The sequence below is a fragment of the Limnobacter alexandrii genome (assembly GCF_005871185.1).
GTDB classification, from domain to species: Bacteria; Pseudomonadota; Gammaproteobacteria; order Burkholderiales; family Burkholderiaceae_B; genus Limnobacter; species Limnobacter alexandrii.
The window spans coordinates 835,974-847,537 of record NZ_SWKN01000006.1; the positions used below are offsets into that span (position 1 = coordinate 835,974).

The following is an 11,564-nucleotide window of genomic DNA, read 5'->3' on the forward strand; positions in this document are numbered from 1 at the left end:
GTTTAACTGCCTTTCGTGCGGCGCGATGCCCGGCCAGACAACCAGCCAAAGGCGAGAATGGCCAAAATTACCCCGGCAAGCGCACCGCCCACCGCGATCAAAGCCGGGTACTCGGAAAACGCAATTCGCAAACGCAACCACCAAGGCAGTGCGCCGCTAATATAGGTTTCGCCCAGGCTATAACTTTGAATGTCATCACCACGAATCAGGCTGACGCTGCCCTTGATTTTTGCCACATCGCCGTAATCAGACAACGCAGCCACTGCGCGTTCAAAACTGTCCTGATCAGTGCCAGTAATCACCAGCCCAGCCTTTTGAGGTGCCAGGTGCGATTCAAAACCCATGATTGCACCCAAAGAGCCTGCTGTTTGAATCAAGGCGCGGGCATTGTTGCTTGGTTGCAGTTCTGCGTCGCTTTGCCACAAACCCTTCAGCCATTGAATGGCGGGTGGTAAACCCATGCTGCGTTCGGTTTCGTTCAGCACCATGGGCAAATTCATATTGGCGGAATTCAGCCAGGCCAGCCGTTCACTGGTGCCCAGTGCCAGCCAGTTTTTACTGCCAATACCCTCGGGTTTGTCAGAAACAATCAAACTGGTGCGCGTGGCGGGCAGCCCGGTCCACTGACCAAACAGGCCCATCACATTCAAGTAAGAACGAATTTCAAGTGGTGTCGGGTTGGCTGGCAGAACAATCGCAGTATCCGACAGGTCCGCCATGATGCTGAACGGGTAACCTCCGTTGGCAAATGCGGTCAAATTTGGCATGCGCGTGTAGTGGGGCAAATCGGAAAAATCCAGCGTTGATTCCGGGTCGATTGCCCCCCGCGCCACCTGCGCCACCCGCGTGCATGCACCACCACCCTCGGCCATGAAACCAAAAGCAAAAGCGAGTTCATTGTTGCCACCCACGCGGAAAGCCGGAATTTGCAGCGCCTCTTCACTGGTCAGTTCAGCTTGACCCAACAGGTCGATATTGATTTTGTTTTGAACTTGCTCGGATCTTGGGGCCAGGCGGAACGACTGGATCAGCGCGTTGTTGATTTCAATGTTCAACAGCGAGTCGTTCCAGCGGGAAGGCGCCGTGTAGCGGTACTTCAAGTCCATTGGAATATTGCGGCCTGCCCAGCTGAACAAATCGGGGGGAAGGCGCAAATTGACGCTGGCGCGTGGCTTGTCAGAGCTGACTTCCAGCTGCCCCGGAAAATCAATCAGTTCTCCAAACCGCACTGGCCGGTCTGTGGGTACATAGCGTGGTGCATCGTAAGGTTTGCGTGGTGCGCCCAAGTCTACTTTTTTCACCAAGGCTTTTTGGCCACTCAGCACCTGGCCTTCAATCACCAAACCGTACACGGCCTGTAGCAGCTCATCGTCGGTGCGCCCCATGACATACAGGTGCTTGATCCAGGGGTTTTCCTTGGCACTCACGATCATCAGCGAGGGACCTTCAATGTCGGCCTCGCTCATCCCTTCTGGCATTTTTTTGCCTTTGGTCAGGACAATCGTGTGGCGAGTTGGCGATGCCGTATCCAGTAATTCAAACTCTGCTTGGCGGTAAAAGGCTTGTGCGCCCATCCATGAAGCCAGAATACCTGCTGCCTTCATGCTTGCTTCGGTTTGTTCCAGCGGCAAGACCAATGGCAGTTTCAGCTTCCGGTTGTCGCGTGGATCGAAAAAGGGTGCTGGCAACAACGCCAGGTCATTCACCAGGTTCAGTGGCGTTGAGCCAATAGTCAGCGTGCTTTCAGGGCGAATGTCAAATCTAAGGGTTGGGTTGCCCGGGTCTACGCATTCGCTGTCGTAAGTCCCGTCGTATTCAATTCGAACGGTCGCAAAATCAGAAAAAAGCAGCGGATCCAGCTCAATATTGACAGTGTGCGGCACGCCAGCCCGCGCTACGCTCAGCTGCGAAATACCGGAAAGCTGGTTGTTTACATACACGCGTACAAAAGACTGGTCGTGACGCATGCCTTGGGGATACAACACCCGCAGGTTCAAATTTGCACGGGTGACCAGTTCATCCAGCCGAATACCCGAATTCAAATCCACAAAGCGGTTAATACCGCTCAAGCGGACCCCGTTGGGCTGCCCCATCTCGGTAAAAGTCAGGGTTCGGCTGCGTTCAATGGTCGTGATCTCGGGTTCTGCACTTTCTTGGGCATAACCCGTCAGGCAAAATAGTAAAAACACGAGGGAGAGTAAATGTCGCATGGTGGTTTCGCTGGTCGACTTTGCAATAACGGAATTTCCGGGGTTTTAATAAGACCCAGTTCAAATCAATGTAATCAAAAAAATAATTGCACAATAATTGTCAATTTTTTAAAAATTATGCAGCACAGGTCATCACGTTATCCTATTGTTTTTGTATATGCTCATTTTGTGGGGCTTGTTTTATAAAATTATTGCGCGAAGTGTCGAAAAGTGCACACTTTAAGAAAAGAGAATTAACAGTTTAGGGCGAACAATATGGTTTCGACAGAGGAAATGGGGGATGTATTTGTGCTGAGGGTGGATGCTGTTCGCTTGGACAGTGCGGTAGGCACGATCATTCGTAATGCAGTGGTGTCCAAACTGGATTCCACCCAAAAGTTCGCTTTGGACATCGGCGCAGTCAAGTTAGTCGACTCTGGCGGTTTGGGTTCTTTGGTGGCATTGTTGAAAAATATCACCAATCACCACGGAAAGCTGGCCTTGGTCGGCATGAACAAGTCGGTTCGAATGATGTTTGAACTCTCCCGCATGGACCGTCAATTTTCCCTGCTGGACGACATGCCCAAAGCCGTCGCTTTTCTGCAGCAGGTCTGATTCACTGTGACCGAAAAAGACTCTGACAAACAGCTACCCCGAATACTGGTTGTGGATGACTCGGTGGTTGAACGAAACCTGTTCGTTCACATGGTGGCCAAATGGGGTTATCCGGTTGAGTTTGCAAGCAGCGGCCAAGAGGCGATCAAGCTGATTGAGAGAGACCGTTTTCAGTTGGTGCTTGCCGACTGGCAAATGCCCGGTATGCAAGGCACTGAATTGTGTGTGGCCATACGCCAGCTTAACCTGGGGCAATATACCTACATCATCCTGATGTCGGCTCAAAACGATGAAGAGTTTTTGATCAAGGCCTTGGACGCAGGCGCTGATGACGTACTCTCAAAACCTGTCGATGGCAATGAACTGGAGGCGCGCCTGCAGTCTGCAGTGCGTCGAATCGAGCTGCAAGCGCAGCTGGCGCGAAAAACCAATGAGCTGGCACACGCGCATGACGTAATCGCGCAAGACCTGCGCGCTGTATCTGGCCTTCAGCGCAGTTTCCTGCCCGAAGTGCAAAGCCCCTATCAGGGCCTGAATTATCAGTGGTTGTCTGTGCCTTCCAAATACGTGTCGGGCGATCATCTTCAGGTGTTTGAGCTACAGCGTGACGTGTATGGTTTTTACCTGCTGGATGTGTCGGGTCACGGTATCCCCGCTGCGGTCAAGTCCATGCAACTGGTTCAAATGTTCGCCGACCGCTCCAACACCAGTATTGTTTTCGAGGGGCGCTTGGGTAGCGACGGGCAGCGAATTGTTTCCAAGCCCCGCGATGTGGTAGCCCGGCTGAATCGCCTGTTTCAGCAGACCGAGTCAGATCTGTCCTATTTCACGATGATCTACGGCGTGTTCAACACAGCGACCCACCACGTGTCGCTCTGCCAGGCTGGTCATCCATCGCCACTGCTGGTCTCCAAAGGCACCAAGGCCGAGATGTTGGGCAGCGGCGGCTATCCGGTTGGCTTGTTTGATCTGGATGATTTTGAAGACATTGAATTGACTCTGAGTGATGAAGATGCCCTGATTCTTTATTCCGATGGCGTTACCGAGGTGCTGTCTGCCAGTTCAGAGGCATTCGGAGAGGAACGCCTGGTGGAGTTTGTCAATCAGCAGTGCAGCCAGGGGCGCTGGTCCGATCTGGCCGAGCGCATTCAAATGCGTGTTCAGCATTGGGGTGGCCCTGTGATTGCCCAAAAGGGTTTTGAGGACGACGTGTCCATTTTGATGTTGGCACCGCGCCCTGGGGTGCTCGATCAAGGCAATGTGGTGGACAGCGACAGGCAAGTGCCCGAACTCGTGTTTCGCCTTCAGGAAGTTCAAGCCAATCTGTTTACACCCTCCGTCGTAAAAGCCGGCAAGTCGATTGTCATCGTTGATGATTCCCGCAGCTTTTTGAGAATTTTTGAAGCCATGTTGCACAGCTGGGGTTACACCGTGCACTCCGCCAAAAATGGCCATGAAGCCCTGACTCTGATCGAGAAACACCAACCCGACCTTGTACTGACCGATTGGGACATGCCCGGGATGAGCGGTATTGAACTGTGTGAACAGGTTCGAGCCCAAAAACAGAATGCCTACACCTACATCATCATGATCACCGGCTATGCCAGTCGCGACGACCTGTTAAACAGCTTGCGCGTGGGTGCCGATGACTTCATGACCAAGCCAGTCAATCCGAGTGAGTTAAAGGTACGGCTGAAAACAGCGGAGCGGATTGCAGATTTGCACACCGGCCTTGAGCGCAGACACACCGAACTCAGCCAGTTGTACGAGGCGCTGCAGCGTGACATGCGGGAAGTGTCACGCATTCAGCGAGCCCTGTTGCCCAAAAGCAAGCAAGAACCCTGGCCGTTTGCCATTCAAACCATTTATCAACCGCAGGGTTATGTGTGCGGCAAACAAATGGGTTTGCTTGAAACCCAGGCCAATGAGCATGGGTTTTTCATGTTGAACATGGCCGGCCAGGACACCGCAACCGCTTTGCAAACCATGGCACTGGCGCGGTGGTTTTCCATGGCCCGTGCCACGCGTGTGCTGTTTCCTGTGGAGGAAAGCAGTTCGAAAATTCGACGTTACTTGGCCAGCCCCGAGCAGGTACTTGCCCAACTGTCCAGTATTTCCCCGTCACTGAAAGATGAGCCACCTCAATTTGACTTGTTGTATGGCCTGATCAATCTCGACCAGGGTACTTTGCTGGTGGCGGGCATCGGCGACTGGGCCATGGTCATGGCACAGCCGGGTTTGGCGCCTCTGTTTGTCGGTGCGCATGGGGAATCCGAACCCGCTGCTCCACGGCTGGGGCAGGTGATTTATCAAGGCGTGATTACCCCGGGCAGCCGGCTGTACTTTTACCCGCGAGAGTGTGGAGGTACTCTGGGTGTACCCAACCCTGAAACTTGGCAGCAGTCTGTGTTGCTTGAAGACACACAAGGCCATGTATTGACCCGTGAGTTTTCCCGTCTGCTGGACTCCGGTCAACAAACATCGGGGATCGACGGAGACTTGTCCCTTCTCGGAATCCAGTGGCGTGAAAGTTTTGAAGTTGAGCGAATTGTCTTGCCCTCGGCCCGTGTGTCTGAATTGGTCGATGAGTTTGTGCAAACAGGTTTGAGCTTGCAAGACGAATTTTCAGCCTATGACCATGCCCTAAAACTGGGCGAGTTTTTAAATTGTATTGCCTTCAGCGCGGTGGCTGATACTGTCAATATCGGGGTCTTAAGCCGCGCAGTGCGGGCTTTTGTCGAGGACTTGGCCTACACCGAAGAGGTGTGCTACAACACCGACCTGGTGGTGTCTGAAGCGCTTACCAACGTGATGCTGCACGGCTTCAGGGACAAACGCCCCGAACCCGCTCGGCTGACAGTGCTGGCTTTTCAGCATGGTGTGGGGGTGTTGATTGAAGACCAAGGCAACTGCATACCTGCCCAGGTACTTGCCAGGATGCACCATGAACATTCATTTCAAGACGACCTGAGCTTGAGCGACTTGCCCGAAGGTGGCATGGGTCTGGCCTTCATGCGCATGGTGTCACAGCGCTTTGTGTACCAAGCCAAGCAGAATCAACAGGACAATCGCCTGCTTTTGCTGCTTTAAAAAAGCCGGTTTATGTTTTGTCTTCGCCTGTTGCAGGTGTTTCAGGCGCAACCCAGCCCGTGGGCTGCAATGCCGGATTGTTCGGCATTTCCTCGGCCATTTTGTCGATCAAACCCACAATGCGTTCATCAACAAATTTGCTGGCCGATTTTTGCAGGGCTCGGGATACTTCCGATTCAATGGCTGTCATGGCCAGGGGGCGAATTTTCCAGATCAGTTGTGCCAGCCTCGGTAGTTCTTCCTTGGGGGGCAGGTTGTCACCATACTGGTCGAGCTCTTTCACAAACAGTGAAACAGCTTGGTCGCAAAAGCTTTCAAGGTGACCGCGCAGCGACGCAATCAAATCCAGCAAGTCGAGCAAAGGCAGTCCTGCACTGGCCATCTCCGCGCCGGCGTGCAGAATTTTCGGGCTCGGCGCACGGTAACGCAAACCGTCAGGTTCCAGCAAACCCAGCTCGATAGTTTTGGCAAGCGCACCACGGCTCAGGCTGGTACCGAACATGGTGGCCAAATGCACCGGGTTGTAATTCTTGGGAATTTCATCTGTCCACGGGCTGGTGATCGCATGCGTTAAACCCAGCAACTGGCGAAGGTCGTAACCCTTGTCGATTGCATCCAGCATTTCCTGAATGTTGCTCAAGGTGTAACCGCGACCCAGCATTTGTCCAATAAGCTTGAGCCGTGACAAATGGTCTTCGCTGTAGAAACCCACACGCCCACGTTTCTCGGGCGGGGCCAGCAAGCCCCTGTCCTGATAAGCACGCACATTGCGCACGGTGGTGTTGGCAGTGCGCGCCAGTTCGTCAATGGTGAACTCGCGACCCTGTCCACTGCTGGAAGTGTCTTTGTTTGCCGACGATTTTTTGAAGCGGAATGAAACCATTTAGGAATTGTAACCAAATGTGAGAGTATCTAGCCAACCAAGCTCGATGCAGTGCGCGATTATGAACAAACCCTTACTCCTTGTGCTGGGCCTTCTGAGCCTGCACGGCTGGGCCAAGGCCCAAGATATTCAAAACAAAACGCTGGATGAAGAAGCACTCCGGGCCTGCCTGTTTCTCGAAGACGATCAAATTCGCCTTCGTTGCTTTGATGATGCCACAGGCAGAAGCCTGGTGGTCAAAGATGGTTCAGCGCCTGAAGCAGCTGCAGCCATTGATGGCGGTTTGTTGTTGTACAAACGCAGCGAAGACACAACACTGAGCTGGCTGGATCGTCGCTGGGAGCTTGCACCTTCAGCCAAACGGGGCACCTTTTCCATTCGTCCCTATCAGCCCGTGTATTTGTTGCCGGTGTATCACAACAAATCGCCAAACCTTCGCCCCACCAGTCCGAACCCGGCCAACACCGTGCAGCCCGGCGATGAACCCGAGAACCTGGACCGCAATGAGTTGAAATTTCAGTTGAGCCTGAAAACCAAGGTGATGGAAAACATGTTTGGTGACAATGGCGATTTGTGGTTTGCCTACACGCAATCAAGTCGATGGCAGGTCATGAACCAGGATATTTCCCGTCCGTTTCGCGAAACCAATTACGAGCCTGAGCTGATTTTTACCTGGCGTTCCAGCTGGAGCGAGTTCAGGGAAGCCACCGGCTGGGAGCCGCGCCTGCTGGGTTTGAGCTTGAACCACCAGTCCAACGGGCGAGCCTTGCCCTTGTCCCGATCCTGGAACCGCTTGATCGGCATGGTTGGGTTTGAGCGAGAAAACACCATGGTTCAATTCAGGCCGTGGTTGCGCATTGCCGAAGATGCCGCCGAAGACGACAACCCCGACATCAGCGACTTCATGGGCCGAGGTGACATGTTGCTGGTTCACAAACACAACGGCCATGAGTATTCTCTGCTGACTCGCCACAACTTTCGCGGTGGCGATGAATCCCGGGGCGCAGTTCAATTCGATTGGGCCTTCCCGCTGACCAGTAACTTGCGCGGGCACTTGCAATACTTCACTGGCTTTGGCGAAAGCTTGATTGACTACAATTACAAGTCTGATTATTTGGGTGTCGGTTTGTCCTTGGTGGGGTGGTATTGAACGTGTGGTTGAAAAGTGCTTTTTTTGCGTGCCTGTTGTTCACTCATGTCGCGCAAGCCAAAGAGCCCGTGGTTTTTGTATTGGCCGCCACAGACAATGTGGTGGTCAGCAATCCGAAAGGTCAGAAGTACAGTGCCCTGCCCACCCAGCGCCTGTTGCACGGACACACCATTGCAGTGCCCAAAGGCGAGCGCTTTTCGGTGTTGGTATTGAATACAGGCAATCGTCGGGTTTACGACGGGCCGGCCCGGCTCAAAGTAATTGCAGACACAGTTCGCGTGCTCAGCGGGCCGTCTGTGAAGGTGTTTCCAGTTGAGCAAGCCCACCTGGATTTGATCGATCAATGGATGAATTTGTACGCTCGCCCGCGCGGTGTGTTGCCTGTTAAAAACGACAAGGGGCAAGCCAGCGAGAACAATCCCCTTCGGGTGTTGCAGCCCATTGACGGTTCGCTTCTGCTCACCCGGTCCCCGGAATTCGTATTCCAGGGCGACTTGCCGCGAGAAGGCAATTTGATGTTGTTTGATTCAAGGGGCAAACGGTTTTGGGTTGAACCGCTGGAGAGCGAGTACGTGAGTTTGCCACCTGCCGCCAAATTTGATTGGGGACAAAGTTTCACTTGGGAAGTGCGGCGCTTGACTGGTGGCCGGGTCATCAGCGGCAGCTTTCACATTGCCAGCGAGGAAACTGCACGCAGCTTGCTCGAAGCTCGAGTGCCCGACACGGACGACACCTTGCCAGAATCAAGGCTGTTCTATGGCATGCGCCTGCAACTCGCCAAAGCCTTCAAGGAAGCCAGCGTGGTTTGGGAGTCCTTGGGCATGGTGTTGACTGAACAAGGTCAACCCAGCCGAATTTCCCGTCAATAATTTCTTAGCCGTCCAGTTCTTCCCAGCGGGCATACGCTGCTGCAAGTTCATTGTCCAAAGCAACCATGCGAGCTTGTGCAGCAGTCACTACACTGGCTTCCTGCTGGTAAAAACCGGGATCCCCAATTTTAGCCACAAGTGCTTCTTGCTCGGTTTCCAGTTTCTCGATCAAAGCGGGCAGCATTTCGAGTTCGCGTTGTTCTTTGTACCCCAGTTTTTTGGTTTTCTTGGCTGGGGGCGCAATCGTGGGTGAAGCACTTGATGCAGCAGTGGGCATGTTGGGCTTGCTGCCCGTATTGGCCCAGGGGTCGGTGCTACGTTGGCGCAGCCAGTCGTCGTAACCACCCACATAATCGCCCACCACGCCATCGCCTTCAAACACCAGGCAGCGGGTCACAATCTGGTTCAAAAATTCCCGGTCATGGCTCACCAAAATTAAGGTGCCTTGGTAAGCCATCAGTTTTTCTTCCAGCAACTCAAGCGTTTCAATGTCCAGGTCGTTGGTGGGCTCATCCAGCACCATGACGTTCGAGGGCGTTGAAAACAACTGGGCCAGAATAAGCCGTGCACGCTCACCGCCCGATAAACTTCGCACCGGTTGGCGCGCGCGGTCGGGTGTGAACAGAAAGTCTTGCAAATAGCCGATTACATGCTTGGCCTGCCCGTCGATGGTAATGAATTCCTTGCCTGCACCAATAATTTCTACCGCAGTGTCTTCTTCATTGAACTGGCTGCGCAGCTGGTCAAAGTAGGCAATTTCCAGTTTTGTGCCCAACTTAATGTGGCCTGAGTCAGGGGGTAACTGCCCCAGTAACACTTTCAGCGCAGTGGTTTTGCCAATGCCGTTGGGGCCCAGAAAACCAATTTTTTCACCGCGCAAAATGGTGTTGGTGAAATTGCGCAATATCGGCAAATCACCCAGCTGTTTGTTGATGTTGGTTAGCTCGGCCACCACCTTGCCGCTCCGCTCAGCCTCTTGCACTTGCACCTTGGCGCTGCCCACCACATTGCGTCGGTCAGAAAACTGTTTGCGCATTTCCATCAAGGCGCGCACTCGGCCCTCATTGCGGGTGCGTCGTGCTTCAATGCCGCGTCGAATCCACACTTCTTCTTCGGCCAGTTTTTTGTCAAACAATGCGTTGGCTTTTTCCTGAGCATGCAGAAACTCGGCCTTGCCTTTCAAAAATCCCTCATAGCCACCAGACCAACTTTTGAGCATGCCTCGGTCCAGGTCGCACACACGGGTGGCCAGTTTGCGCATGAAAGAACGATCGTGGCTCACGAAAATTACGGCACCTTTGAACTGGCGAATCTGTTCTTCCAGCAATTCAATGCTGGGAATGTCAAGGTGGTTGGTCGGCTCATCAAGCAACAGCACATCGGGGTTACTCACCATGGCTTTGGCCAGCATCACCTTGCGTTTCATCCCGCCTGACAACTTGGCAAATGGCAAATCGGGAGGCAACTTCATGCGCGAAAGCATTTGATCCACTTCGCTTTCGAGGTGCCAGCCGTGATGCTCGCCCAATTCATGCTGGGCAAGCTCCAGTGTTTTCGCCTGCTCAGGTGTTAGCGAGTCATGATCAAGCGGGCCCAGCGTACGGCTCATGCTGATGTGCTTGCCCAAGGCACCAAAGCCCTGCGCCACCACATCAAAAATGGTGTCATCGTGTTCTTGTGGCACAGCCTGTTCAAGGCAGGTCATGCGAATTCCGTCTTGCTTGATCACCAGGCCATCTTCCGGCGTGGTTTCGCCAGTCAGGATGCGGAACAGGGTACTTTTACCGGTACCGTTGCGGCCCACCAAGGCCACGCGTTCACGTTCTTCAATTGAAAAATCAACCTGATCCAGCAGCACGGTGGTACCTATCCGGTACGTGGCGGCTTTTAAACCCAACAACATGTTTAGTCCTTTCGTATTTGTTTGGCGGTGGCCAGCGCCAGTGCGCAGCACAAGGCAGCATCGGGGGTGAATTGCCAGGCATTGATTGCCTCAACGCAGGCTTGGGGCGTCATCAACTGGAATGCGCCTACCTCGCCGTCGCGGTTTTTGGGGCGTCGCCCCGGCTTTAACTGGCCCTGAAACAGAATGACTGTTTCGTGATGCCAGCCACCATACAGCAAGGGGCGGCTTAACACCAGTTCATGCGGGTCTAAAGGTTCAATCCAGGCAAAATCGTCTGAATTCAGCCCGGCTTCCTCATCCAGTTCTCGCCACAAGGTGCCTTCAATGCTCTCGGCGCTGGCAATGCCGCCTGCGGCCAAATTGTCCAGCATGCCCGGGTTGTCGTGCTTGGTCATAGACCGCACACCCGTCCACACGCAGCCTTTGTGGTTCTCCACGTGTACATGCACTGCCCGGCTGCGCAAGCCCAGTGTTTTGAACAAGGCCCGTTCGGCGGTGGCCAGTACCTCACCTTGCTGCGTCAGCAGCAGTTGCTCTTCATTGCGCCAACCCGGTGCCAGCCCCAAGGCTTTCAGCATATTGCCTGCTGTGGCCAGTTTGGCGCTCAGCGCTTGCGGGCCTGTGGTGTCGGTGCATGCAATGCCCGCCCCGGTGTGCGTGCAGGCCAGGCCAGCTGCATTGAATACTTTCTCGAAGGTGGGCCGATGCTGTGTGTCCCAGTGGCCCATGTGCTCGCCATTGAGGAACCATTCGATAAACTGCTGGGCAGGCGTGCTTGTGTTGTCGCGCCAGCGGTCAACAAAAGGTTTGAACTGCGTTGGCAAGGTGTTTTGCAACCAGGCTTTGCTGGCGTGAATCATGA

At 53.8% G+C, this 11,564-nt stretch carries 8 protein-coding genes; 4 read left to right on the plus strand and 4 right to left on the minus strand.

Features of this window, described 5'->3' with window-relative positions:
* Window positions 1-2: 2 nt before the first annotated feature.
* Window positions 3-2,210, minus strand: a complete 2,208-nt coding sequence (bcsB, locus tag FCS97_RS04170) for a cellulose biosynthesis cyclic di-GMP-binding regulatory protein BcsB (RefSeq protein ID WP_138516880.1) — start codon at window positions 2,208-2,210, stop codon at window positions 3-5.
* Between the two features lie 255 nt (window positions 2,211-2,465).
* Here bcsB and FCS97_RS04175 point away from each other — a divergent pair, with 255 nt between their 5' ends.
* Together FCS97_RS04175 and FCS97_RS04180 are read left to right on the plus strand one after the other, a co-directional pair.
* A complete protein-coding gene (locus FCS97_RS04175) occupies window positions 2,466-2,804 on the plus strand; it encodes an STAS domain-containing protein (protein ID WP_138516881.1) in 339 nt (112 codons plus the stop codon).
* A 6-nt stretch (window positions 2,805-2,810) separates the two neighbouring features.
* On the plus strand, window positions 2,811-5,894 hold the full coding sequence (locus FCS97_RS04180) for a response regulator (RefSeq protein WP_138516883.1): 3,084 nt from the start codon (window positions 2,811-2,813) through the stop codon (window positions 5,892-5,894).
* A 10-nt stretch (window positions 5,895-5,904) separates the two neighbouring features.
* On the opposite strand, the gene FCS97_RS04185 is transcribed toward FCS97_RS04180, so the two are convergent.
* Entirely contained in the window at window positions 5,905-6,777 is an 873-nt protein-coding gene (locus tag FCS97_RS04185; protein ID WP_138516885.1) for a MerR family transcriptional regulator, read from the minus strand.
* Between the two features lie 61 nt (window positions 6,778-6,838).
* Between FCS97_RS04185 and FCS97_RS04190 the strand changes: the two genes are divergently transcribed.
* Together FCS97_RS04190 and FCS97_RS04195 are read left to right on the plus strand one after the other, a co-directional pair.
* Entirely contained in the window at window positions 6,839-7,927 is a 1,089-nt protein-coding gene (locus tag FCS97_RS04190; RefSeq protein ID WP_246065822.1) for a phospholipase A, read from the plus strand.
* A gap of 35 nt (window positions 7,928-7,962) precedes the next feature.
* Window positions 7,963-8,796 carry a hypothetical protein gene (locus FCS97_RS04195; protein ID WP_138516887.1) on the plus strand — a complete coding sequence of 278 codons (834 nt, stop codon included), beginning with the start codon at window positions 7,963-7,965 and terminating at the stop codon, window positions 8,794-8,796.
* A 4-nt stretch (window positions 8,797-8,800) separates the two neighbouring features.
* On the opposite strand, the gene FCS97_RS04200 is transcribed toward FCS97_RS04195, so the two are convergent.
* Window positions 8,801-10,699, minus strand: coding sequence for an ATP-binding cassette domain-containing protein (locus tag FCS97_RS04200; protein ID WP_138516889.1), 1,899 nt, complete (start codon window positions 10,697-10,699; stop codon window positions 8,801-8,803).
* Between the two features lie 2 nt (window positions 10,700-10,701).
* A complete protein-coding gene (locus tag FCS97_RS04205; RefSeq protein ID WP_138516891.1) occupies window positions 10,702-11,562 on the minus strand; it encodes an NUDIX hydrolase in 861 nt (286 codons plus the stop codon).
* Window positions 11,563-11,564: the final 2 nt, after the last annotated feature.

Excerpts from the sequence above, each read along its gene's own strand:
- bcsB (WP_138516880.1), bottom strand. The coding sequence starts at position 2,210 with ATGCGACATTTACTCTCCCTCGTGTTTTTACTATTTTGCCTGACGGGT.
- FCS97_RS04175 (WP_138516881.1), top strand. The coding sequence starts at position 2,466 with ATGGTTTCGACAGAGGAAATGGGGGATGTATTTGTGCTGAGGGTGGAT.
- FCS97_RS04185 (WP_138516885.1), bottom strand. The coding sequence starts at position 6,777 with ATGGTTTCATTCCGCTTCAAAAAATCGTCGGCAAACAAAGACACTTCC.
- FCS97_RS04190 (WP_246065822.1), top strand. The coding sequence starts at position 6,839 with ATGAACAAACCCTTACTCCTTGTGCTGGGCCTTCTGAGCCTGCACGGC.
- FCS97_RS04200 (WP_138516889.1), bottom strand. The coding sequence starts at position 10,699 with ATGTTGTTGGGTTTAAAAGCCGCCACGTACCGGATAGGTACCACCGTG.
- FCS97_RS04205 (WP_138516891.1), bottom strand. The coding sequence starts at position 11,562 with ATGATTCACGCCAGCAAAGCCTGGTTGCAAAACACCTTGCCAACGCAG.